Origin of the sequence: Serratia sp. MF1(2023), from assembly GCF_030954545.1 — a bacterium.
GTDB lineage: Bacteria > Pseudomonadota > Gammaproteobacteria > Enterobacterales > Enterobacteriaceae > Serratia > Serratia sarumanii.
The window spans coordinates 83,404-106,357 of record NZ_JAVHUX010000009.1 but is presented as its reverse complement, the minus strand read 5'-3'; the positions used below and the strand labels follow the sequence as shown (position 1 = coordinate 106,357).

The 22,954-nt window shown below is 61.5% G+C and carries 20 protein-coding genes; 11 read left to right on the top strand and 9 right to left on the bottom strand.

All coding sequences use genetic code 11. The features are described from left to right. The first annotated feature begins 41 nt into the window (after positions 1–41). The gene (locus REA38_RS06180; RefSeq protein WP_308885360.1) at positions 42–734 is read left to right on the top strand and encodes an aspartate/glutamate racemase family protein; all 693 of its coding nucleotides are present in this window, start codon (positions 42–44) and stop codon (positions 732–734) included. On the opposite strand, the gene REA38_RS06175 is transcribed toward REA38_RS06180, so the two are convergent. Further along, a complete protein-coding gene (locus tag REA38_RS06175) occupies positions 731–1,978 on the bottom strand; it encodes an ion channel protein (protein WP_033648113.1) in 1,248 nt (415 codons plus the stop codon). The two genes, REA38_RS06180 and REA38_RS06175, sit on opposite strands and share 4 nt — an antisense overlap. A gap of 310 nt (positions 1,979–2,288) precedes the next feature. On the opposite strand from REA38_RS06175, the gene glk reads away from it, so the two are divergent. Then, positions 2,289–3,251, top strand: a complete 963-nt coding sequence (glk, locus tag REA38_RS06170; protein ID WP_033653702.1) for a glucokinase — start codon at positions 2,289–2,291, stop codon at positions 3,249–3,251. A gap of 71 nt (positions 3,252–3,322) precedes the next feature. Here glk and REA38_RS06165 read toward each other — a convergent pair whose 3' ends face one another. Beyond that, the gene (locus tag REA38_RS06165; RefSeq protein WP_033653703.1) at positions 3,323–4,552 is read right to left on the bottom strand and encodes an OFA family MFS transporter; all 1,230 of its coding nucleotides are present in this window, start codon (positions 4,550–4,552) and stop codon (positions 3,323–3,325) included. A gap of 397 nt (positions 4,553–4,949) precedes the next feature. Between REA38_RS06165 and REA38_RS06160 the strand changes: the two genes are divergently transcribed. Beyond that, on the top strand, positions 4,950–5,282 hold the full coding sequence (locus REA38_RS06160) for a DUF2502 domain-containing protein (RefSeq protein ID WP_025303752.1): 333 nt from the start codon (positions 4,950–4,952) through the stop codon (positions 5,280–5,282). A 4-nt stretch (positions 5,283–5,286) separates the two neighbouring features. Here the strand turns inward: REA38_RS06160 and REA38_RS06155 are convergent, their stop codons facing one another. The 3 genes from REA38_RS06155 to REA38_RS06145 all read right to left on the bottom strand — a co-directional run bounded on the left by REA38_RS06155 (position 5,287) and on the right by REA38_RS06145 (position 9,053). Then, positions 5,287–6,021: a LytTR family DNA-binding domain-containing protein gene (locus tag REA38_RS06155; protein ID WP_047571107.1), complete on the bottom strand. Its 735-nt coding sequence runs from the start codon at positions 6,019–6,021 to the stop codon at positions 5,287–5,289. After that, complete coding sequence (locus tag REA38_RS06150) at positions 6,018–7,709, bottom strand: sensor histidine kinase (RefSeq protein ID WP_033635418.1); 1,692 nt, start codon at positions 7,707–7,709, stop codon at positions 6,018–6,020. The genes REA38_RS06155 and REA38_RS06150 overlap by 4 nt, the downstream gene beginning before the upstream one ends. Positions 7,710–7,808: 99 nt before the next feature. After that, a complete protein-coding gene (locus REA38_RS06145; RefSeq protein ID WP_033648109.1) occupies positions 7,809–9,053 on the bottom strand; it encodes a DUF1479 domain-containing protein in 1,245 nt (414 codons plus the stop codon). A gap of 168 nt (positions 9,054–9,221) precedes the next feature. Here REA38_RS06145 and REA38_RS06140 point away from each other — a divergent pair, with 168 nt between their 5' ends. From REA38_RS06140 to REA38_RS06130, 3 genes are all read left to right on the top strand, one after another. Beyond that, complete coding sequence (locus REA38_RS06140; RefSeq protein WP_308885355.1) at positions 9,222–9,761, top strand: GNAT family protein; 540 nt, start codon at positions 9,222–9,224, stop codon at positions 9,759–9,761. A gap of 119 nt (positions 9,762–9,880) precedes the next feature. Next, positions 9,881–11,110, top strand: coding sequence for an alanine transaminase (gene alaC, locus REA38_RS06135; RefSeq protein WP_039564884.1), 1,230 nt, complete (start codon positions 9,881–9,883; stop codon positions 11,108–11,110). A 110-nt stretch (positions 11,111–11,220) separates the two neighbouring features. Beyond that, positions 11,221–11,745 carry a cytochrome b gene (locus tag REA38_RS06130; protein ID WP_308885353.1) on the top strand — a complete coding sequence of 175 codons (525 nt, stop codon included), beginning with the start codon at positions 11,221–11,223 and terminating at the stop codon, positions 11,743–11,745. Between the two features lie 66 nt (positions 11,746–11,811). On the opposite strand, the gene ypdK is transcribed toward REA38_RS06130, so the two are convergent. Continuing rightward, positions 11,812–11,886, bottom strand: a complete 75-nt coding sequence (ypdK, locus tag REA38_RS06125) for a membrane protein YpdK (protein WP_099782600.1) — start codon at positions 11,884–11,886, stop codon at positions 11,812–11,814. 557 nt (positions 11,887–12,443) lie between these two features. Next, positions 12,444–12,881, bottom strand: a complete 438-nt coding sequence (locus tag REA38_RS06120) for an antitoxin HicB (RefSeq protein ID WP_060452513.1) — start codon at positions 12,879–12,881, stop codon at positions 12,444–12,446. A 581-nt stretch (positions 12,882–13,462) separates the two neighbouring features. Here REA38_RS06120 and pgaA point away from each other — a divergent pair. From pgaA to pgaD, 4 genes are read left to right on the top strand one after another with little or no spacing between them, the layout of a single operon-like run. Continuing rightward, positions 13,463–15,919, top strand: coding sequence for a poly-beta-1,6 N-acetyl-D-glucosamine export porin PgaA (pgaA, locus tag REA38_RS06115; protein WP_308885351.1), 2,457 nt, complete (start codon positions 13,463–13,465; stop codon positions 15,917–15,919). 10 nt (positions 15,920–15,929) lie between these two features. Continuing rightward, a complete protein-coding gene (gene pgaB / locus REA38_RS06110; RefSeq protein ID WP_033653711.1) occupies positions 15,930–17,936 on the top strand; it encodes a poly-beta-1,6-N-acetyl-D-glucosamine N-deacetylase PgaB in 2,007 nt (668 codons plus the stop codon). Further along, complete coding sequence (gene pgaC, locus REA38_RS06105) at positions 17,933–19,267, top strand: poly-beta-1,6-N-acetyl-D-glucosamine synthase (RefSeq protein ID WP_041036130.1); 1,335 nt, start codon at positions 17,933–17,935, stop codon at positions 19,265–19,267. Before pgaB ends, pgaC begins: the two co-directional genes overlap by 4 nt. Beyond that, entirely contained in the window at positions 19,264–19,704 is a 441-nt protein-coding gene (gene pgaD, locus REA38_RS06100) for a poly-beta-1,6-N-acetyl-D-glucosamine biosynthesis protein PgaD (RefSeq protein ID WP_049197208.1), read from the top strand. The genes pgaC and pgaD overlap by 4 nt, the downstream gene beginning before the upstream one ends. Here pgaD and REA38_RS06095 read toward each other — a convergent pair. Then, complete coding sequence (locus tag REA38_RS06095) at positions 19,701–20,156, bottom strand: DUF805 domain-containing protein (RefSeq protein WP_060430732.1); 456 nt, start codon at positions 20,154–20,156, stop codon at positions 19,701–19,703. The two genes, pgaD and REA38_RS06095, sit on opposite strands and share 4 nt — an antisense overlap. A gap of 279 nt (positions 20,157–20,435) precedes the next feature. Here REA38_RS06095 and mltB point away from each other — a divergent pair, with 279 nt between their 5' ends. Beyond that, positions 20,436–21,524 (top strand): lytic murein transglycosylase B, encoded by a 1,089-nt coding sequence (gene mltB, locus REA38_RS06090; protein ID WP_033648101.1) that lies wholly within the window; start codon positions 20,436–20,438, stop codon positions 21,522–21,524. Positions 21,525–21,580: 56 nt separating this feature from the next. Here the strand turns inward: mltB and REA38_RS06085 are convergent, their stop codons facing one another. Next, positions 21,581–22,732 carry a porin gene (locus REA38_RS06085; protein WP_060422001.1) on the bottom strand — a complete coding sequence of 384 codons (1,152 nt, stop codon included), beginning with the start codon at positions 22,730–22,732 and terminating at the stop codon, positions 21,581–21,583. Positions 22,733–22,954 lie beyond the last annotated feature (222 nt).

The following is a 22,954-nucleotide window of genomic DNA, read 5'->3' as shown; positions in this document are numbered from 1 at the left end:
GTAAGGTCAGAGGACTGTCGCAACAGGCTGAGGAAAGAAAAATGAAAGTGTTGGGCTTGCTGGGTGGCATGAGCTGGGAATCCACCATTCCGTATTACCGCACCATCAACGAGCAGGTAAAGGCGCGCCTCGGCGGGCTGCATTCGGCCAAAATCGTGCTCTACAGCGTCGATTTTCAGGAGATCGAGCGATTGCAGCATCAGGGCGATTGGGACGGCGCCGGCCGATTGCTGGCCGCCGCCGCGGTGGTGTTGCGCGCCGCCGGCGCCGAAGCCATCGTGATCTGCACCAACACCATGCACAAGGTGGCGGAGGCGGTCGAGCAGGCCAGCGGCCTGCCGCTGATCCACATCGCCGACGCCACGGCGCTGCAGGTGCGGGAAAAAAACATTCGCCGCGTCGGGCTGCTGGGCACGCGCTTTACCATGGAGCAGACCTTCTACCGTGGCCGCCTGCAGGAATTGCACGGCATTGAGGTGGTGACGCCGGTCAGCGCCGATCGCGACATCGTACACCGCATCATCTATGACGAACTGTGCCTCGGTAAAATTCGCGACGCCTCGCGCGACGAGTATCGCCGGATCATCAGCGATCTGGAGCAGCAGGGCGCGCAGGGGATTATTTTCGGCTGCACCGAGATAGGGTTGTTGGTGAGCGAGCAGGATGCCTCGGTGCCGGTGTTCGACACCACCGCGATCCACGCCCGCGCTGCCGCGGCGTTCGCGCTGGCCTAATCGTCGTGCGGCGGTTGCCGGCGGTTCACCAGCATCAGCGGTTTGCCCGCCAGCGCCAGCCAGGCGGGCAGCATCACGATGCACAAGACCGGCAGCAGGTGCAGATCCGGCACCACCGCCACCGCCATGAACAGGCTGAGCCAGCCGTCGCGCGTCACCACCAGCACCAGCCCCATGATGGCGCAGGAGACGGTGATCGCCGCCGGCACTGCGGGAACGTGCTGGTGCAGCATCAGTCCCAGCGCCACGCCGACGAACACCGCCGGGAAGATGCGCCCGCCGCGAAAGCCGCTGGCGGCGGCGATCACCAGCGCCGCCAGCTTGGTCAGGGTAATGGCCAACAGCGCCGGCACCGAATAGCCGTCGTCTTGCGCGAGGCGCTTCATTTCATCCAGCCCTTTGAACAGGGTAATCTCTCCGCCCACCAGCGCCAGCAGGCCCAGCACAAAACCCCCCAGCCCTAACATCAACACCGGATTCTTCATCGAATGGAACAGGCGGTGAACGTGCGGGAAGCACCACAGCGCCACCATGCCGAGCGCGATGGCGATCAGCGCCACGATGGCGCCGCTGAAGATGTCCGGCAGCCGCGTCACGTCGTAGGCGTCGAGCTGCAGGGCGAAATTGGGCACGAAGAACATCTGGGTGGTGACCGCGCCGGCGGCGGCGGCCACCAGCGGGGCGAACAGGCGATCCCACAGCGGCGTTTCGTTATTGCCCGCCAGGGTTTGCGAGAAGATCAGCGCGGCGGCGACCGGCGTGCCGAACATCGCGCCGATGGTGCCCGCAGCCGCCAGGATGATCCAGTCCATGCGCGGCACCTTCGGCAGCAGGCGCGCACCGGCGGCCGCTACCAGCGCGATATTGATGGCGGTGATCGGGTTCTCCGGCCCCAGGCTGACGCCGCCGGCCAGGCCGACGATCAGCGCCAACCCCAGCCCCGGCAGGGCGGAGAGCGGCAGCGGCATGCCGATCAGCGATTCCGTCGCCGGGTCCGGCCCGGCGTGGCCCGGCATATAGCGCACGATAAGGCCCACCGCCACGCCGGTCAGCGTCAGCATCGCGACCGGCCACCAGGGCGACTGGGCATCCAGGCTCAGCGCATCGGGCAGCGTCACCCACAGTAATTGCTGCAGCGCGGCGGCGACTTTCATCACCAGCAGCAGCACCAGACTGGAAGCGGAACCGATAATCAGCGCAGGCAAAGCAAAGGCCAACATGGCATTGGCGCGCGGATGCAGCATGGGTAATCCCTTGTCGATGCCTCCCTGCAGGGCAGGGAGAGCGGGTGGTTGGGCTGTGGCCACAGCTTGCCAGACTATCGGCGCGCAGGCACGCATTGATATTGCCCGGCGGCGATGACGGTTAACAGTCGCCGGGGGGCGTTTTTTGCCGCAATTTGTTTCAAGGCGCGGCGTCGCGGGCAAGCTGAACCGTTTTTTGTGATCCGGATCGCTATTGGGGTGCAGATCCGGGGCGGGTGATTGTTGTTTTCGCAGCAGGATTTTACAGTGTGGGCAGCTTTTTATTTTTCATTTTGCGGAGACGAAATCAATGACCTATGCCCTCGTGGGTGATGTTGGCGGCACCAATGCCCGCCTGGCGTTGTGCACTGTTGCGACGGGTGAAATTACCCAGGCGAAAACCTATTCCGGCCTGGAGTTCGACAGCCTGGAGGCGGTGATCCGCCAATACCTGAAAGCGTGCGATATCGAGGTGCAGGACGCCTGTATCGCGATCGCCTGCCCGGTGACCGAAGACTGGGTGGCGATGACCAACCACAGCTGGGCGTTCTCGATCAAAGAAATGAAGGCCAGTCTGGGGCTGAGCCACCTGGAAGTGATCAACGATTTCACCGCCGTCTCGATGGCGATCCCGATGCTTTCGCCGGACGATGTGCTGCAGTTTGGCGGCGGCGATGCGCAGCCGGGCAAACCGATCGCGGTGTACGGCGCCGGCACAGGGCTGGGCGTCGCCCACCTGGTGCACGTCGATCGCCGCTGGGTCAGCCTGCCGGGCGAGGGCGGCCATGTCGATTTCGCGCCGAACAGCGAAGAAGAGGACATCATTCTGGAGGTGCTGCGCGGTGAAGTGGGGCACGTTTCCGCCGAGCGCGTGCTATCCGGGCCGGGCCTGGTCAATCTGTATCGCGCCATCGTCAAGGCGGACAACCGCCTGCCGGAAAAATGGGAGCCGAAGGACATCACCGAGCGGGCGCTGGCCGACAGCTGCATCGATTGCCGCCGCGCGCTGTCGCTGTTTTGCGTGATCATGGGGCGCTTCGGCGGCAACCTGGCGCTGAATCTGGGCACCTTTGGCGGCGTGTACATCGCCGGCGGCATCGTGCCGCGCTTTATGGAATTCTTCAAGGCCTCGGGCTTCCGCGCCGCCTTCGAAGACAAGGGGCGCTTCCGCGACTATGTGCGAGACATCCCGGTGTTCATGATAACGCACGGTCAGCCGGGCCTGCTGGGGGCCGGCGCGCATCTGCGCCAGACGCTGGGCATGCAGCTGTAAGCAACGCGGCAGCACGATAAAAAAAGGGGGCGCAACCCGCAGGTTGCGCCCCTTGTCGTTTTCGCGGGGGATCAGGCTTTGGCCAGCTCCGCCGTCTGGGCGGTTTCTGCCGTTTCCGCTTCCACCGCTTTCGGCGCTTTGATGAACAGCGTAATCAGCAGGGAGGCGGCGGACAGGACGCCAATCACCATGAAGGTGGCGTGGAAGCCGCCGAAGTATTTGGCGACGAACGAACCGGCCAGCGCGCCCAGGCCGAAACCCTGGTAGATGATGCCGTAGTTCTTGCTGTGGTTTTTCAGGCCGAAGAAGTCGCCGACAATCGCCGGGAACACGGTGATGTTGCCGCCGAAGCAGAAGGCCACCGCGCCGACGCAGATAAAGAACAGCGTGTGGTTCAGGGTCATGAAGCTCAGGGCGACAATCGCCAGCACGGTAACCAGCATGGTGAAGCTGATGACGCGCATGCGGCCCACTTTATCGGACAGCGTACCCAGGATGATGCGGCCGGCGGTGTTGAAGATGGCGACGGCGGACACGGTGTTGGCGGCGGTGGCCAAATCCATCCCGGCCAGTTGAACGCCCATGTCTTTCACGATGCCAATCAGGTACAGACCGCTCATGCAGGCCGCGAAGAAGATGGTGAACAGCAGGTAGGCTTCTTTGGTGGCCAACATCTGGCGCACGCTGAAGTCGTTGCCCAGACCGTTGGCGCCTTGCTGCGCGGCGTTGGTCGCCAGCACCGGCTCTTTCAGCAACAGGGAGCCGACGACGATCAGACCCATCACGATGGCACCCCAGTAGAAGAAGGCGCCGGAAACGCCGACGTCGGCGATCAGGGCGGCGTTGACGTATTTGAACAGCAGGCTGCCGCTGCCGAAGGCACCGACGGAGATGCCGGAAATCAGGCCTTTATTGGCCGGGAACCACTTAATCAGGTTGGACAGGGTGGAGATGTAGGCGATACCGACCGCAAAGCCCACCACCACGCCGGCCAGCAGGTAGATCATGTCGAGCGAGCTGACGTGGGCGCTGGCGATCAGGCCCAGGCCGACCAGGATGCCGGAACACAGCGTCAGATTGCGGATGCCGAAGCGTTCTTGCAGCTTGCCGGCGAACAGCGTGGCGAAGGCCAGGAAGAAGCTGGTGATGGAGAAGGTGGTGGCGACGTCCGCCAGCCCCCAGTGGAACTTGTCGACCAGCGGCTGGTTGAACAGGCTCCAGGTGTAGATGGTGCCCAGGCCCATCTGACAGATGATGGTGCCGAGAACGATTAAGCTGCGATTTGCCGGTTTGGTGTTCATGGCCGGTCTCCTTCCTGTGTGTGCGTTGCCGGGCGTGAGCCGCTGGCTGAAATTTGCGGGGTGAAGCTGTGTTCCCGCGGTATGGGCTTATTATATGGCCGGCCCCCCCAGCGGGCGGCGGATCGGGAATGAGTTGCACGGCGGAAGGAATGAAATGCATGTTATGCGGCGTGAGTTGCCGTTTTAGCGCCGAAAAGCGCGTGAAATGCCGTGGGTGACACGTGATCTACATCAAAGATATCAACGATTTATTGTTAACTGCCGGTGAACGATTGTGGTGAAATTGTGAAGGATGCGTCTGAATGGCGTAAATCGGCATTGCGCCTATAGAGCGGCGATGAGCGCGGGACTATGTTATCTGCGATCGGACGAGGTCCGCTCTGCAGGAGTCCATGAAATGAAAAAAACGCTGTTGTTACTGGCCGCGCTGCTGGCGCTGCCGCTGGCGAGCCAGGCCGACGTGTCCATCGGTGTGAACGTGCCGGGCCTGTCGTTGCATATCGGCGATCGCGATAATCGCGGCCACTACTGGGACGGCTATCGCTGGCGCGATCCGCGCTGGTGGGCCGATCACCACCGGTATGAACGCCCGCGCGGGTACTATTATGGCCCGCCGCCACGGGTGATTTACTACGGGCCGCCGCGGCGCGACTGGCGAGATCGGCCGCATTACCGCATGCCGCCACCGCCGCCGCCCGGCTATTACTACCGTCCGGGCCCGCGCTGGTAAGCGCTTACAGGCGCATCAGCTGGCGAAACTCTTTCACCTTGCTGCGGCTGACCGGCACTTCAAACTCAAGATCGCTCAGCCGCAGAATGTAGGTATTGTTGAACCAGGGCACGATCTCGCGGATCTTCGCCAGGTTAACGCAGTAAGAGCGATGGCAGCGGAAGAAATGCGCTTCCGGCAGCCGGCCGTAAAACTCGGTGATGTTCATCGGCATCACGAACTCTTCACGGCGGGTATAGACCCGCGTCACCTTTTCATCGGCGGCGGCGTAGTAGATGTCGTTGATGTCGGTAACGATGATCCGCTCGTCTTTGATCAGGTTGATGCTGTGGCTGCCGCGGCTCGGCGCGTTGGCCGGTTCCGCCGCGCCGGCGGGGCGCTGATGCAGCGCCTCCAGCTTTTGCAGCATGGTGACGATGCGCGCTTCGTGATAGGGCTTGAGGATATAGTCGAACGCCTCGATCTCGAACGCTTCCACCGCGTGCTCTTTATAGGCGGTGATGAACACGATCGACGGGCGATGCGCGAACTTGCTGATGTTTTGCGCCAGCAGCACGCCGTCCAGCGACGGGATATTGATGTCGAGGAAAATGGCGTCGACCTGGTGGGTTTGCAGGTATTTCAGGACGTCGAGGCCGTCCTCGAAGCTGGCGACGATATCGATATTGCTGTGTTTCTTGATCAGGTAGCTGAGTTCTTCCTGCGCGAGGAATTCGTCTTCCACGATGATGGCTTTCATGAGGCCTCCCCGACCGGTGGCGCGCTCGGTTCCTGATGCAGCTTGCCGCCGTTTTTACTGATGTAGAACGCGATTTCGGTGCCCGGCTCCAGGCGGCGGATATGCAGCCCTTCACCATACAGCAGCGACACGCGGTGGTGCACGTTGAGCAGGCCGATATTGTGGCCCGGCATCTCGTTGCGCGCCACCCGGTCGATGGTTTCCTGATTGATGCCGTGGCCGGTATCCTTCACCGAAATCTTCACCCGATCGCCCTGATCTTTCACCGCGATCACCACCACCCCTTTACCCTTGCAGGGCTGGATGCCGTGCACGATGGCGTTTTCCACCAGCGGCTGGATCAGCAGGCTGGGAATGCGCACCGAGACGTCGTCGTCGATGTCGTAAATCACCGTCAGCTTGGCGCCGAAGCGCGCCTGTTCGATGGCGATATAGTCCTGAATCTGATGCAGCTCCTTGCGGATATCGATCAGTTCGTCGTTCAGCTCCAGGTTGTAGCGCAGGTAGCGCGACAGATTGATGATCAGCTGGCGCGCGGTGTCCGGATTCAGGCGAATAGAGGAAGAGATGGCGTTCAGCGCGTTGAACAGGAAGTGCGGGTTGATCTTGCTCTGCAGCGCGCGCATTTCGGCTTTGTCCGCCATCTGGCGCAGATGCTCGATGCGGGAAACCTCGATCTGCGTGGAGATGATCTGCGACAGCCCGACCGCCATTACCTTCAGCGTGTTGGTGATCTGGTGGGCGTGGCAGTAGTAAATTTTCAGCGCGCCGGTCACTTCGCCTTTTTCCCACAGCGGCACCACCAGCTGCGAATGGATCTGCGGCGCGGCCGGGTTTTCCAGGTTGTTCTTGATGATGATTTTGCCGTGGCGAATGCTTTCGCGGGTGACGCGGCTCAGCCCTTCGCGGCCGATCGGGTAGGCTTCGCGCCCTACGCCGACGTAGGCCAGCACCTGATGGGTATCGGTGATCGCCACCGCGTCGGCGCGGATGTCCTGGCGGATGATATCGCAGATGGTGGCCAGCGATTCGCTGTTGATGTTGCGGAAATAGGGCAGCGTCTTGTGGGCGATATCCAGCGCCAGCTTGGCCTGGCGCGCGGCGATCACCTCTTTTTCATCCTCGACGCTCTGCACCAGCAGCACGATCAGGCCGATGCACACCGTGCCGAGGATCATCGGCAGGGCAATCTGCGACACGATGTCCAACCCAAGCTCGGTCGGCTTGGCCCACAGCACGATCAGCAGCATGGTGAGGGATTCGCACAGCATGCCGCCGACGATGCCGGCGCGCCAGCGCTGCTCTTTTTTCACCTTGAGGTTGATGTAGCCGGCGCTGATGCCGGCGATGATGCTGGTGATAAGACAAGGCACCGAGGTGATGCCGCCGATGTCGATCAGATAGCGGTGCACCCCGGCGACGATGCCGGTGACGATCCCCACCCAGGGGCCGAACAGGATGCCGCCGGCCATGATGGCGATGACGCGCACGTTGACCAGCGATCCTTCGACGTTGATGCCGGAGTAGGTGCTGAACAGCGCGAACAGCGAGAAGATCGCCGTGACGATGCCGAGCTCGAGCGGCGTATGGTCTTCTTTTTGCAGCAGTTGGCGGAACAGCCGGGTGCGGGTCAGGAAAAACAGACAGATCAACATCAGCGCGGCGCGATCAAACACCGCCAACAGCATTTCAAAAAAAGGGTGCACGACGGGTTCTCGCTGCGGCCTACGGATGGCGGCAGTATACCACAGCGAAAGGGGCCCGTGGCGCGCGCCACGGGCGGGGGATCAGCCCATGCCGAGCTGCGCTTTACCCAGCGGCGTCAGCAGGTCGGCGGTGGCGCGGCCGTCGAAATCCACCTCGAAGTCGTCGGGGGCGAAGTCCGGCGGCGTTCTGCCGTCGATAAAGCTCGGCAGCTGGCGCTGCAGATAGGCGTCGTTTTTCTCGCAGCCCGGCGCGGCGGCGATGTACATCACGTTGCTGTCGAACTCACCGTTATGCTCGTTCTCCACCGCGTGGATCACGTCGCAGTGCCAAAATACCGTGTCGCCCGGCTCCAGATCGGGAATAGGGGAAATCCCACTTAATAAAAGGGGATGCCATTTTTCCGAGATCGACAGCGCGCGGCCCGGCGCCGCATCGCACAGATCGTCGTCTGCGACGTCGTCCTGCAGCGCGCGCAGCAGCACATAGGCCATGGCATTGGCGATCGGCACCAGGTTCAGCGTGCCGGCATTGGTGCGCTGCGGCGTCAGCGCCGTCCAACCCTGGAAGGTGCGGAACATCGAACAGACCGCCGGCGAGGCTATCTCGCGCACCTCGGTGCGGCCGTCGGCGGCGAAGGGATCGTACTGCTGCCAGTCGCCGGAGAAAACGTGGCGATACACATAGCGGAAGTTTTCGTCCAGCCAGCGCTCGATGGTGCCGCTGTCGACGTGCGGCGACAGACCCAGCGACGAGGAGTTCGGCGGGCGGCGGCGGGTACGATCGGCATAGGTGGCGACGCGGGTCGGATCGAAATGCTGTTTGCCGTTGCTCTCGGTGGCCCATAGGCTGTTGAGGAACACCTGCACCGCATGCATGCGCGCATCCTGCCGCGCCTCGACCTGCGGTTTCGACCAATAGATGCCGTAGATCTGCGGTTTGCTGGCGGCCAGCTTGCCGAAATAGTTGTCTTCGGCGGCGTTTTTCAACCGCTCGACGAAGTTGTTGCGCTCGAGGTAGTCGCCGATTTCCCGGTTCCAGCCCTCGGCCTTGGCGCGGGGAAACACGCCGCGAATGGCGCAGGCGCCGCGCTGTTTGATCAGCGCTATCTGCTGCTCGCTGACGCGCTGCTGCAGGATATCTTCCGCGTCGATCTGCGGCACCGGATTGTGGCCGGCGGCCAGCTCGCGCCGGATCTGTTCGACCTGGCCGCGGATGTTCTCTTCCAGCGCCAGAAATACGTCGCGGTAGTTCGGCAATGCCTGGCGCAGCTGGCGCTTGACGTTAACGATCGTCTGCGGAATATCGTCGATGACTAAAGAGGCCATGGTGTTCTCCTCGTGCCGCGTGAGTGACTGCGGCGAGCGGTTGTAGGGAATCGGGCAAGACGTTATGGTTTTGTGGTTTTAACGTGAATGATTATCGGCAACCAATCGGGGAAAATAAAGAGATATCTTTCATTCGTAAGTTCCTATTTTTCGTTTTTCGGAGATTTTATGAAGCTGGTCACTGAACGTCTGCACTTACAGTCGATAACCGCCGAGGATTGGCCGCTGTTTTTGCGCCTGTACCAAGATCCCGAGGTGATCCGTTACATCTCCGATCCGCGCAGCGAAGCGGAGATCCGCGCCCGGTTCGAGGAGCGGCTGCCGGCCTGGGACAAACACGGTGAGCAGTGGCTGTGCCTGGTGATGCGTGAGAAGCACAGCGGGGAGGCGGTGGGCGTTACCGGCTTTCGCCCGCAGTGGGTGCCGTATCGGCAGGCGGAAGTGGGATACGGGAGTTTGCCTGCCGGCCAGGGCAAGGGCTATGGCAAGGAGTCGCTGCGGGCGGTGCTGGATTTTGCGGTGAACGCCTGCGGTTTTCACAAGCTGACCGCCACCGTGACCGTGGGCAACCTTGCTTCGCGCGGCCTGCTGGAGTCGTGCGGTTTTCAGCTGGAAGGCACGCTGCGCGACAACTACCGTCTGGCGGGGCAGTGGTGCGACGACTGGCTGTTCGGGCTGCTGGCGGCGGAGTTTCAGGGCGGCAAATAAAAATATCGCGCCGGGTATCGACAAGCTCGTCGGCGCTGCGCTATGTTCGATATTCGGTCAGTTCGCTGGCCAGCGTCGCTCGGACGGTCCGGGCGCTAACGTCTATCGAGGAATCCCCTATGGCTGATAACAGTCCACAGCGCCGTTTTACGCGCATTGAACGCCTTCCCCCTTACGTATTCAACATCACCGCCGAACTGAAGATGGCCGCGCGCCGTCGCGGCGAGGATATTATCGACTTCAGCATGGGTAACCCCGACGGCCCGACGCCGCCGCACATCGTGGAAAAACTGTGCGCCGTCGCCCAGCGCGACGACACCCACGGTTATTCCACCTCGCGCGGCATTCCGCGCCTGCGTCGCGCCATTTCGCGCTGGTATGCCGACCGTTATCAGGTGGATATCGATCCGGAAAGCGAAGCCATCGTCACCATCGGTTCGAAAGAGGGGCTGGCGCACCTGATGCTGGCGACCCTCGATCACGGCGATACCGTGCTGGTGCCGAACCCCAGCTACCCGATCCACATTTACGGCGCGGTGATCGCCGGCGCCCAGGTGCGTTCGGTGCCGCTGGTGGACGGCGTGGATTTCTTCGGTGAGCTGGAGCGCGCCATTCGGGAAACCATTCCGCGCCCGAAAATGATGATACTCGGCTTCCCGTCCAACCCGACCGCGCAGTGCGTGGAGCTGGATTTCTTCGAGCGGGTGGTGGCGCTGGCCAAGCAGTACAACGTGCTGGTGATCCACGATCTGGCCTATGCCGATATCGTCTATGACGGCTGGCAAGCGCCGTCGATCATGCAGGTGCCGGGGGCGAAAGACATTGCGGTGGAGTTCTTCACCCTGTCGAAAAGCTACAACATGGCCGGCTGGCGCATCGGTTTCATGGTCGGCAACCCCGAGCTGGTCAGCGCGCTGGCGCGCATCAAGAGCTATCACGACTACGGCACCTTTACGCCGCTGCAGGTGGCGGCCATCGCCGCGCTGGAGGGCGATCAGCAGTGCGTGCGCGATATCGCCGAGCAGTATCGGCAGCGCCGCAACGTGTTGGTGAAGGGGCTGCATGAGGCCGGCTGGATGGTGGAAAATCCTAAGGCGTCGATGTACGTGTGGGCGAAAATTCCCGAGCCTTATGCCCACCTCGGTTCGCTGGAGTTCGCCAAACGCCTGCTGGCGGAAGCCAAGGTCTGCGTCTCGCCGGGCATCGGCTTCGGCGACTACGGCGATACCCACGTGCGCTTCGCGCTGATCGAGAACCAGGACCGTATCCGCCAGGCGGTGCGCGGCATCAAGGCGATGTTCCGCGCGGACGGGCTGCTGAAGCCGGGGAAAGGCGGCAGCGCCAAATAATCCTGTCAGGCCGGGCGTTCGCCCGGCCTTATTTTTTCCGTCCCAAGGTTTTCTTCATTATTTCCCCATTATGCTCGACTACGCTGAGTTTTATTTTTTGGACTGAGTGTATGAGTAACCGCTACGCGCGATCGCAAATCGTTTTACATTGGCTGACGCTGCTGCTGGTGATCCTCACCTATTCGGCGATGTTGCTGAAGGATTCGATGCCGGAGGCGTGGGGGCCGGTGGTCAAAAATCTGCACTTTAATTTCGGGGTATCGGTCTTTGCCCTGATGCTGATTCGGTTGGCGGTGCGCGCTTTCCGCGCTGCGCCGCCGATCACGCCCCCGCTGGAGGAATGGCAGGAAGTGGGCGCCAAGATCTTCCATTGGCTGCTGTACGTGGTCTTCCTGATGTTGCCGCTGCTGGGCATGTTAACCCTGGCCTACGGCGGAAAATCGTGGTCTTTGCTGGGCTGGCCGGTGCCGCAGTGGATGACGCCGGATCCGGTGATGCGCCAGCTGGTCAAAACGGTGCATGAGACGCTGGCAAACGTTGGCTACTTTATCATTGGCGCGCATGCGTTGGCGGCGCTGTATCATCACTATCTGCGCAAGGACGACACCCTGCGCCGCATGATGCCGGGCAAATGATCGCTAGCCGAAACGACAAAGGGACGCTTGCGCGTCCCTTTGGCTGTGTTCCTGGTCAGGCTGCTGTCAGGCAACCATCAACATGAAGGTGCCAACCCAGGCAACCAGCATGAATGACACGCCCATCAAAAAATATTTCACTGAACAACTCCTGTCTGGAGTCCTCGCCAGCAATGATCCCGATTGTTGTGCTGAGTATTTTATGGGCAACCTGCTTGTCGGGCGGATTCTTCCAAGCGAAAGAACAACGTCCTCGAGCGCGGGTTGTCCGGTTGTCGCGCCTCATGCTCCGTGAGGTAAAATCCGAACCGCGACAGGATCGGCGCTAATGTACTCTCAATACTGGTCTGATTTCAATACTGTGTTTTTGATCACAATTTTTGGCTGTTTTTTGCACAGTGAGGGCTGTTTTATAACGCTTTTTATGGGCAAGCGCCAGGAAGTAGCCCGCCGCAGCGGGCTATAAAATCGAGGTATTGCAATGCGGCGGCAGGCGCTCAGGCGACGGCGTTGATGCCGGTCGCCAAAATGACCCAAAAAACGAGACAAGACAGCAGAATAACGGCCCAAATATGACGGCGACTCCACTCCATTTTTAGCCTTCGTTGTTGCGACAAGTGATTAGGTAGCGATCATATCGGCGCAAAACGGGGAAAATTTAGCCCCGTTGGATAATATTTCGCTTACCTGCCGCTAACCTATTGGCAAACTTCGCTTATTGTCACGCGCACTTCGTAGCCCAGCAGATACAGCGCCTGCTCCAACGCCTCAACCTTCGAGGCGTAGCCGATATCCAGCAACCGCTCCATTTGCCCGCCGTTGAATCCCAGCTTGCGCGCCAGTGCCGCTTTGCCGGTGTTTTTGCGCAGCATGGCGTTGTGCAGCTCGATCTTCAGCGCCACCAGCGTCGGCAGATGTACTCTCAGATCATCGGTTTGCACAGGGGAAGGGGCGGGCAGGGGCAGCCCTTCGTCCATCGCGGCGGCGATGGCGGCCAGCAGGCTTTCCTGCGCTTCCAGCTCGATGTCTTCGCGTTTATAGCAGGCAGATTGCCACTCGGGGAAGTCGTGAAAACCGATCTGCCAGGCATCGCTGTCGCGATCGAAGGTGTAATGGGCGGGGTAGTGGCTGTACATGGCAATCCCTGATTGAGGCCTGAATGAGGCGCTATTGTGACGGCATGCCCGGGAGATAGCCAGCATGAACGCAGCCGTGGGGGAATTTAAATTGAAAATAATAATTATTAGCAGGCAAATTTAATTTCCTGGTGAGCAATATTCTTATTATTTTTTCCATGAAGGCAGATTATTTAATTAGGTGTTTGGATTAATATCCCTGTTGATGGGTGATAATGAGAATTAAAATCAAATATCACGCCGGTTTTTATACAATTTCACACGGAAGGGTGAAAATAAGAATATTGATCATGATAAAAGTTCATGTGTTTGATTCGTGGTGGTTTAATTTTTATTATTTCACTTATTAACAATTGTGAAATTCCAGTTTCAGGCAGATATCACCTGGCCGCGGTATTCACCGGCAGCTTTATAAAATACTCTTTTTAGGCAAAGGCGCATTCGATTCTATTTAAGCGTGCGCCAGACAGAAATATTCATTACTCCATGCTTATTACCCGACGGCTCTAGCCGACTTTTCGGGTGCCTGCTCGCATTTGCGCTCTGCCAGGACAGCAGCTCACGGATTAAAGGAATACCTCGTGCCTAAAGTTAACTCGCGTTCATTACGCTTTACCGAACGCCACGTCACCAAATATGCGGCGTCATTGCTGTTTATCGGTTTATCCCTGCCGGCCGCCGCGCTGGCGGATGAGCGCTATGACGCGCTGATCCGTCAGGCCAGATCGGGCGATACCGCGCCGGTGTTGGCGTATTTATCGCAGCGGCGCGCTCGGGAGGGGTTGAGCCTGCAGCAGCGAGCCGATTATATCCAGGTGGCCGGTTGGGCCGGCCATGACGAAGAGGTGGTCGCACTCTGGCGTGCCGACGGCGCCGCGCTGCAGCGGGATAGCGCCAGCCTGGCGACGGCGGCCCGCGCCTACCGCAATCTTAAGCAGTGGCAACCATCGCTGCGCCTGTGGCGGGCGGCGTTGCAGCTCGCTCCCGCCGACGGCGGCCTGCAGCGTGGCTACGTGATGACGCTGGCGGATGCCGGGCGGGATGCGCAGGCGCAAACGGAAGCGGCCAAAGCGGAGAAGTTACTGGAACCGGCGACGTGGTATCTGACGCGCGCCTATGTGGATCAGGCCGCCGGCCGCAGCTGGGCGGCGTTGGAAAACGTGACCCGCGCCCGTGCGCTGGCGCCGTCCGACGCCGGCATTCAGGCTTATTACGTGACGCTGCTGGCGGCGAACCGGGTCGCGGATCCGGCGCTGCGTGCAAGCCAGGGGCTGGCATTGCCGCCCGCGCAGCAGCGGCGCCTGCAGGCGGATGAAGCCGCCGAACTGGTGCGGCTGTCGTTTATCGATGCTCGTGGCGAACAGGAACGCTTCGTCATCGCCGACCGCGCGCTGGCGCGCTATGACCAACTGCTGATGCAGTGGCGGCCGCTGCCGGAGGCGCAGGACAGCTACCAGCAGGCGCGTATCGATCGCCTGGGCGCGCTGCTGGCGCGTTATCGCATGGCCGATGTGGTGAGCGAGTATCAAACCTTGCAGGCGGAAGGGCGCACGGTGCCGGATTATGCCCAGCGCTGGGCGGCGTCCGCCTACCTCTACCTGCAGCAGCCGGACAAGGCGCAGGCCATTTTCAGCCGCCTGAACGCCGCCGCGCCGCAGGCGGTGACCGCCGAAGACGAAACCGATCTGTTTTACGCGCAGGCGGAGGACGAACGCATCGATCGGGCGGCGTTGCTGGCGCAGCGCGTCAGCCAGCGCTATCCCTACGCGACCCGCCTGTACCAGTTGCCGACGCTGGCCTACAACGATGACTGGCTGGTCGGCCAATCGCTGCTGGCGCAGTCACGGGTTTATCAACGCGATCTGGCCGAGGCCGAACGGCAGCTGACCCATCTGGCGCGCACGGCGCCGGGCAATCAGGGGCTGCGCATCTCATTGGCCAGCGTTTATTTGGCGCGCGGCTGGCCGCGCCGCGCCGAGGACGAGTTGAAGCAGGTGGAAGGGCTGGAGCCGCGCAGCCTGCCGTTGGAGATCCAGCAGGGCTATGTCGCACAGGAATTGCAGGAGTGGCGGCAGCTGGATTTGCTGGCCGACGACGTCATCCAACGCGCGCCGGAAAGCGTTGCCGTTCAGCAGCTCGAGCGTTCGCGCCGCATTCACCACATGTCTGAACTGCGCATCAGCGGCAATCAGGGCATCGATTCCGACGGGCCGGTCAGCGGCAGCCACGATTTCGGCATTCACGCCGCGCTCTATTCACCGCCGATCGACGACAACTGGCGGCTGTTCACCGGCTGGGGATTCAACACCGGCCAGTTCGACGAGGGCAAGGGCATCAACCGCGATCTCAGCGCCGGCGCCGAGTGGCGCTCGCGCGATCTGTGGCTGGAAGCCGAGGTGGCCAACCGCAACTACGGCCACGGCAATGAGCTCGGCCTGCGCCTCTCATCCTGGTATGACCTGAATGATCAATGGCGCCTCGGCGGTTCGGTGGCGCGCCTGTCGGCCGAGACGCCGCTGCGCGCGTTGACCAACGGCATCAGCGCCAACGGCGGCAACCTGTGGCTGCGTTGGCAGCAGAACGAAAGCCGCGAGCTGCGCGCCAGCGTGGCGCCTTCGCACTTCTCGGACGGCAACAACCGGCTGGAATACGGCCTGGAAGGGCGGCAACGGCTGCTCGCCGGCGCCCGTTATCGGCTGGACATGAACCTGACGCTGTCCGGCAGCCGCAACAGCCAGGAGAACGTGCCGTATTACAACCCGAAGCGCGACTTCACGCTGCTGCCGTCGTTAACGCTCGATCACACCCTGTATCGCCATTATCAGACCGAGTGGAGCCAGCAGTTCCAGGCCGGCGCCGGCAGCTATTGGCAGCGGGACTATGCGCGCAAGCCGATCACCCAGCTGGGTTACGGCCAGCGCATCAGCTGGAACGGGGTGTTGGACGCCGGCGCGATGCTGCAGTTTGAGAAGCATCCTTACGACGGCAAGCGCGAGCGCAACATCGGCGTGACGTTTGATCTGAATTATCGTTTTTAAAGGAATAATCATGCTTATTCGATCTTCGCTTTTCGTGTTGGCCGCGTTGCTGACCACCGCCTGCAGCCAGGCGGACGTGCCGCGCTTCACGCCGCCGGCGGAGCGGCCCGTGGGGCCGATGGAACGCCCGTGGCCGGCCAACCGTTACGCGGTGCTGGCGTATCACGACGTGGAAGACGGCGCGGCGGACCAGCGCTACATGTCGGTGCGCACCAGCGCGCTCAACGAACAGTTCGCCTGGCTGAAGCAAAACGGCTACCAGCCGGTGTCGGTCGAGCAGATCCTGCAGGCGCAAAACGGCGGCCCGGCGTTGCCGAACAAGGCGGTGCTGCTGACCTTCGACGACGGCTACCGCAGCTTCTACAGCCGGGTTTTTCCGCTGCTGAAGGCCTACAACTGGCCGGCGGTGTTGGCGCCGGTCGGCGTCTGGCTGGATGCGCCGGCCGACAAGCCGGTCGATTTCGGCGGCCTGATGACGCCGCGCGATCGCTTCCTCACCTGGCAGCAGGTGCGGGAAGTGTCGGACTCCGGCTTGGTGGAGATCGGCGCGCACACCTACGCTTCGCATTACGGCGGTATCGCCAACCCGCAGGGCAATACCGAACCGGCGGTCGCCAATCGGTTGTACGACGCCAAGCAGGGCCGCTACGAAAGCGAGGCGGAATATCGCCAACGCATCGAGAAAGACGTGGCGTTGATCACCCAGCGCATCACCGCCGCCACCGGCAAGGCGCCGCGCGTCTGGGTCTGGCCGTACGGCGCGGCCGGCGGCGTGGCGCTGGACATCGCGCGCAAGCATGGTTACCGCATGGCGCTGACGCTGGAGAACGGGCTGGCAGACGTCAACGCGCCTGAGAACGTGCCGCGCATGCTGGTGGCCGGCAACCCGTCGCTGACGAGCTTCGCCCAGCAGCTGACGCAGATACAGAACCGGCAGATCATGCGGGTGGCGCACGTCGATCTCGACTACCTTTACGATCCCGATCCGCAGCAGCAGGCCAAAAACCTCGACAAGCTGATCCAGCGCATCTACGACCTGCGCATCAATACCGTTTTCCTGCAGGCGTTCGCCGATCCAAAAGGCGACGGCAACGTGCGCGAGCTCTATTTCCCCAACCGCTGGCTGCCGATGAAGGCAGACCTGTTCAACCGGGTCTCCTGGCAGCTCTCTTCGCGCACCGGCGTGGCCGTGTATGCCTGGATGCCGGTGTTGGCGTTCGAGCTGGGATCTGACGTGCCGCGCGTACAGCGCCTCGATCCGCAAAACGGGCAGCTGTCGGTAGACGACAAGCAGTACCGCCGCCTGTCGCCGTTCAGCCCGGTGGCGCGCCAGCGCATCGGTGAGATCTACGAGGATCTGGCGGCTCACGCCACCTTCAAAGGGATCCTGTTCCACGACGATGCCCTGCTGTCGGACTTCGAAGACGCCGGCCCCGACGCCGCTGCGGCCTACCGCCAGGCCGGCTTCGCCGATTCGGTGGCGGCGATACGCCAGGATCCGCAGGCGATGGCGCGCTGGACGCGCTTCAAGAGCCGGGCGCTGATCGAATTTACCCAGTCGCTGACCGAGCGGGTGCGGGCGATCCGCGGCCCGCAGGTGCAAACCGCGCGCAACATCTATGCGATGCCGGTGCTCGATCCCGCCAGCGAAGCCTGGTTCGGCCAGAATCTGGCGGATTTCCTGCAGGCCTACGACTGGGTGGCGCCGATGGCGATGCCGCTGATGGAAAACGTGCCGCGCGCCGACAGCGGCCGCTGGCTGGATCAACTGGTGGGCAAAGTGGCCGCTTACCCCGGCGCGCTCGATAAAACGGTGTTTGAGTTGCAGGCCGTCGACTGGCGCAAGGAGCGCCGGATCAGCCTGGATGACGGTCAACTGCTGGCCGAATGGATGCGTCGCCTGCAGCGCAATGGCGCTCAGAGCTTTGGTTATTACCCCGACAACTTCCTCGACGATCGGCCTAAGCTGGATGCCGTTCGCCCGGTGTTGTCCTCAGCCTGGTTCCCACTGCCATGACCGATCGTTTAATTGCCTTATTCATCCTGTGTCTGGTGTTGAGCGTGCCTTTCGGCATCGTCCTGCTGTTTACCGGCGAAGTGCTGCTCAACTTCGTGTTTTTCTGGCCGCTGTTCATGTCCGGTATCTGGATCGCCGGCGGCATCTATTTCTGGCTGCACCGCGAGCGCCACTGGCGCTGGAGCCCGGACATGCCCGCGCCGGCGCTGCCGGGCAACCCGTCGATCAGCGTGCTGATCCCCTGTTTCAACGAAGGGTTGAACGCGCGTGAAACCATTTCGGCGGCGATGGCGCAGCGCTATGAAAATATCGAAGTGATCGCCATCAACGACGGCTCCAGCGATGACACCGCCGAGGTGCTGGATCAGTTGACGCTGGAGTTCCCCCGGCTGCGGGTGATCCATCTGGCGCAAAATCAGGGCAAAGCGATCGCGCTGCAGGCGGGCGCGGCGGCGGCGCGCAGCGAGTATCTGGTGTGCATCGACGGCGATGCGCTGCTGGATCGCGATGCGGCGGCCTATTTGGTGGCGCCGCTGTTGGCCAATCCGCACGTCGGCGCGGTGACCGGCAACCCGCGCATCCGCACGCGCTCCACGCTGATCGGCCGCATCCAGGTCGGTGAGTTTTCATCGATCATCGGCCTTATCAAGCGCACGCAGCGCGTTTATGGCCGCCTGTTCACCATCTCCGGCGTGGTGGCCGCGTTTCGTAAGCAAGCGCTTACCGATGTCGGTTACTGGAGCCAGGACATGATCACCGAAGACATCGACATCAGCTGGAAACTGCAGCTCAAGCACTGGGCTATCTTCTTCGAACCGCGGGCGTTGTGCTGGATCCTGATGCCGGAGACCCTGCGCGGGCTGTGGAAGCAGCGCCTGCGCTGGGCGCAGGGCGGCGCCGAGGTGTTTTTAAAGAATCTGCGCAACCTGTGGGCCTGGGAGCACCGGCATATGTGGCTGCTGTTCGCCGAGTATTGCCTCTCCACGTTGTGGGCGTTCACTTACCTGGTCAGCGTGCTGATTTTCCTGGTCGGGCTGGCGGTGCCGCTGCCGGAGGGCATCCGCATTCACTCGTTGCTGACGCCGGCGTTTACCGGCCTGGTGCTGGGCGTGGTGTGCCTGCTGCAGTTCACCGTCAGCCTGCTGCTGGAGAAGCGCTATGAGAAGGGCTTCGGCCGCTCGCTGTTCTGGATCATCTGGTATCCGCTGGTGTATTGGCTGCTCAGCCTGCTGACCACGCTGGTGGCGTTTTCCAAAGTGATGTTGAAAGCTCGGCGCGGGCGTGCGCGCTGGATCAGCCCCGACCGGGGCATTGGGAGGATCAAAGAATGACGGACGTCCTGATTTATTCCGAACGCGGCCTGTTGCCGCGCGTGGTAGACAGCCTGCTGACGCTTTTCGCCTGGTGCGGCTTCCTTTATCTGTTCAGCCGCGGCCTGATGTCGGTGATGGATCAGCACGGGGTGGGCTCCGCCCTGTCGCTGCTGGAAGTGATCTCGCTGTACATCATTGTGGCGTTGTTCAATGCCGTCACGCTGATCGCCTGGGCCAAATACAACCAGTATTTCTCCCGTCGCAGGGCAGCCGACCGCTGGCGGAAGCAGCAACAGAACACCCACATCGGCTATATCACGCCCGAGCTGACCCGGCAGCTGCGGCGTTTGCCGATCGCCGTGGTGTCCCATAACAGCGGCGGCGGCATCAGCCAGGTCAGCGGCAGGCTGACGGCGGCCGAACCGGCCACGAACAAGGTGGTGCAGCTGCGTTAATCGTCAGCGTCGCCGCCCGGCCTGCGGCGCAGCCCGCCCGGCGGCAACAGCAGAGCGCAGATCATGACGGCCAGGCTGAAAAGCGGCAGCCAGCGCGCCACCGGGCCGGGGGAGTAGTTGTTGAGCACCGAGCAAACATAGCACGCTGCGGCCAGCGCCCAGCCGGGCAGGCCGATATCGTTGAGCCGGAACGCGGTTTTGGCCATGAACCACGCCACCAGGCCGAAACAGAACAGCGCCCAGACCATAATGCACAGCAGATACAGCAGCACTGAGACGAATTCCTCGGTATCGCCGTGCGCATGGGCGCGAAAATGGTTTTTATCCAGGTAGGTCGACAGAAACGACAGCAACACGATGCCAATGGCGAAGATCGCCAGCGAGAAAACAAAGGGTTTGCGCGAGATGCGCCCACGGTACAGGTCTTTGGCGAGTTGTCCGAGAGATTCCATCACAGTCCATTGTCGTGATCATTGCGGCGATAGCCGGGTGGCAAGCAGCCGGGCATTTTATCGGGGTAAAAGGGGGCGTCAAGGTGATAATTTTTCTCATTTAGTCGCGGTTGAGATTCCGCGCGGCCGCACCGGGCGTCCTTTCACCGTGCAAAACGTCACAATTTGGCACGTTTGGCTACCTGGCGTGGTAATTGGCGGCATAATCCTGTTTGTTCGCGTTGAACAATGCATTAACATAACTCCCACTTATCTCTTGCATGGCTATATGGATATCCGATGCGTCACCTGGTTGCGCTTTTACCGCTGATTACCTTGCTTGCTGCCTGTAGCAGCACGCCGAAACCCAGTACCACCGCTACGCCGCAGGGCACCCCGGTAAAGGGCGGCTTTTTGCTGAGCCCGGCGCACAGCGGCGCGCCGCTGGGTGGAGATTTCGCCAATAACCCGAATACCGCACGCTTTATCGATAAGATGGTGCGGGAACACGGCTTTGATCGACAGCAGCTGCACGACGTGCTGGCGCAGGCTCGGCGCCTGGATTCGGTGCTGCGGCTGATGGACAGGCAGGCGCCGAAACCGTCTACCCAGGGGCCTACCGGCCCGAACGGTTCCTGGCTGCGCTACCGCAACAAGTTCATCACGCCGGATAACGTGCAAAACGGCGTGGTGTTCTGGAATCAATATCAGGATGCGCTGCAGCGGGCCTGGCAGGTGTACGGCGTGCCGCCGGAGATCATCGTGGGGATTATCGGCGTGGAGACCCGCTGGGGCCGCGTAATGGGTAAAACCCGCATTATCGATGCACTGGCGACGCTGGCCTTCAACTACCCGCGCCGCGCCGATTACTTCGCCGGCGAGCTGGAAACCTTCCTGCTGATGTCGCGCACCGAGGGCGACGATCCGCTCGAACTGCGCGGCTCCTTCGCCGGCGCGATGGGCTATGGGCAGTTCATGCCGTCTTCCTTCAAGAGCTATGCGGTCGACTTCAACGGCGATGGTCATATCAACCTGTGGGATCCGGTCGATGCCATCGGTAGCGTGGCCAATTACTTCAAGGCGCACGGTTGGTCCAAAGGCGAGCCGGTCGCGATTCAGGCCAACGGCCAGGCGCCGGGATTGGAAAACGGCTTCAAGACCCGCTACTCGGTCGCTGCGCTGGCGGAAGCCGGCCTAAGCCCGCAGGGTTCGCTCGGCGACAATCAGGAAGCCAGCCTGCTGCGGCTGGACGTCGGCACCGGCTACCAGTATTGGTACGGCCTGCCGAACTTCTACGTCATCACCCGCTATAACCACAGCACCCACTACGCCATGGCGGTATGGCAGCTGGGCGAAGCGGTAGGGCGCTCGGCGCGCGGCGGCTTCTGACGCTGCTTCAATAACGAAAAAGGCCGCTTGCGCGGCCTTTTTTACGTGCGGAACAATCAGAAATCGTAGCGTAGACGCACCACGGTCATATCGCCGAGGTTGTCGGTGCTCGATGTCAGCACGTGCTCTACGTCAACGCGGAAGCCGTAGTCAAACTGCACGGTAACCCCAAGGCCGTTGTCGATGCGCTGGTAGTTGCGGCCGCTGATGTATTCCAGGCGATCGCCCATAAAGTACGGCATCACCGATTTCACCGCGTACTGGCCCACCGGCACGGTATAACCGGCCAGGTATTCGATACCCCAGGCATCGCCGGCGAAGTAATTGTTGATGTCGGCTTTCTTGGTGGTCAGGAAGTCGTGGTAGTAACCGCCGCCGAAAGTCAGCGTCCAGTTGTCCGGTTTCCAGCTGAGGGCGGTGCCGACGATGTGCTGATCGTAGCTCTTGCTGCCGCTGGTGGACGGATTGCGCATTTCGGCGCGGGTGTAGTTCCAGGCGGTGCCCCAGGTCAGATCCTGCGTGATGTGGTAGTCCACGCCCAGTGAGCCGCCGCCTTTGCGCTTATAGCGCAGGCCGTTGCCCGGCAGGTAGTCGCTGTCGCTGAACAGGTACGAGGCATAAACGTCCGCATCGCCGAAGCGGTTCTTGTACTTCAGCATCTTGCGTGAACGGTAAGAGCCGTCGTAGTCGCCGTTGATGCCGTTGCCCGGCGCCTGGGCCAGCATGTCGTAGTCCCAGATATCGGTCTTGGCGCCCACCACGTCATAGTAAACGCTGTTCTGCTGGCCGAAGGTCATTTGGCCCCAGGTGTTGCTTTTCAGGCCGGTGTACAGCATGCGGCGGCTGGTGTTTCTCGCGCCGTCGGCATAGTGGTGATCCCAGTCGAACAGCGCCGGAATGTTCACGCCCAGCTCGTAGTAGCTGATCCAGCTGATATCGTCGAACAGGTAGTAGTCCGCCGCGAAACGGAAGCGGGTGCCGCCGTCGAAGCCGTTACGCTTGTAGGAGCCCTTGTCGCCGTCGCCCGTCATGTTGTTGAACTGTGGACGGATGCTGCCGCCAACGGTGAAGTTCAGGCGGCTGAGCGGATCGCCGGCCTGCGGATCCTGCTTCAGCAGGGTGATTTCCGCCTGAGCGGCGAACGACGCGCTGCCGATCGCCAGACCCAGCGCCACCGCTTGAGTCAATACGCGCAATTTGATTGCCATGTGTTATCCCTGTTTTATGTATGACCGCCCCATCAGCGCCGCCATGCCGATGTTTTGCGCAAAGCGCTGCGTTTTCACGCATTTTGACGGTTTTTTTTGGTGTGTTAGCGGCGGGCGGCATTTGTAACATAAACAGTGACATAAAGAATTACTTTTCTTGCTAATTATCGACCGGTTTTTAACCATTTTGTGCGGTGAAAAGGGCCGTTGCGCATGTCTGGC

Coding starts and splice junctions, on each gene's coding strand:
- REA38_RS06165 (WP_033653703.1), bottom strand. CDS start 4,552: ATGAACACCAAACCGGCAAATCGCAGCTTAATCGTTCTCGGCACCATC.
- REA38_RS06145 (WP_033648109.1), bottom strand. CDS start 9,053: ATGGCCTCTTTAGTCATCGACGATATTCCGCAGACGATCGTTAACGTC.
- REA38_RS06095 (WP_060430732.1), bottom strand. CDS start 20,156: ATGGAATCTCTCGGACAACTCGCCAAAGACCTGTACCGTGGGCGCATC.
- REA38_RS06150 (WP_033635418.1), bottom strand. CDS start 7,709: ATGCTGTTGGCGGTGTTTGATCGCGCCGCGCTGATGTTGATCTGTCTG.
- REA38_RS06085 (WP_060422001.1), bottom strand. CDS start 22,732: ATGGCAATCAAATTGCGCGTATTGACTCAAGCGGTGGCGCTGGGTCTG.
- mltB (WP_033648101.1), top strand. CDS start 20,436: ATGCGTCACCTGGTTGCGCTTTTACCGCTGATTACCTTGCTTGCTGCC.
- REA38_RS06120 (WP_060452513.1), bottom strand. CDS start 12,881: ATGTACAGCCACTACCCCGCCCATTACACCTTCGATCGCGACAGCGAT.
- pgaD (WP_049197208.1), top strand. CDS start 19,264: ATGACGGACGTCCTGATTTATTCCGAACGCGGCCTGTTGCCGCGCGTG.
- pgaC (WP_041036130.1), top strand. CDS start 17,933: ATGACCGATCGTTTAATTGCCTTATTCATCCTGTGTCTGGTGTTGAGC.
- REA38_RS06180 (WP_308885360.1), top strand. CDS start 42: ATGAAAGTGTTGGGCTTGCTGGGTGGCATGAGCTGGGAATCCACCATT.
- REA38_RS06155 (WP_047571107.1), bottom strand. CDS start 6,021: ATGAAAGCCATCATCGTGGAAGACGAATTCCTCGCGCAGGAAGAACTC.
- REA38_RS06175 (WP_033648113.1), bottom strand. CDS start 1,978: ATGCTGCATCCGCGCGCCAATGCCATGTTGGCCTTTGCTTTGCCTGCG.
- pgaB (WP_033653711.1), top strand. CDS start 15,930: ATGCTTATTCGATCTTCGCTTTTCGTGTTGGCCGCGTTGCTGACCACC.
- glk (WP_033653702.1), top strand. CDS start 2,289: ATGACCTATGCCCTCGTGGGTGATGTTGGCGGCACCAATGCCCGCCTG.
- REA38_RS06160 (WP_025303752.1), top strand. CDS start 4,950: ATGAAAAAAACGCTGTTGTTACTGGCCGCGCTGCTGGCGCTGCCGCTG.
- REA38_RS06140 (WP_308885355.1), top strand. CDS start 9,222: ATGAAGCTGGTCACTGAACGTCTGCACTTACAGTCGATAACCGCCGAG.
- REA38_RS06130 (WP_308885353.1), top strand. CDS start 11,221: ATGAGTAACCGCTACGCGCGATCGCAAATCGTTTTACATTGGCTGACG.
- alaC (WP_039564884.1), top strand. CDS start 9,881: ATGGCTGATAACAGTCCACAGCGCCGTTTTACGCGCATTGAACGCCTT.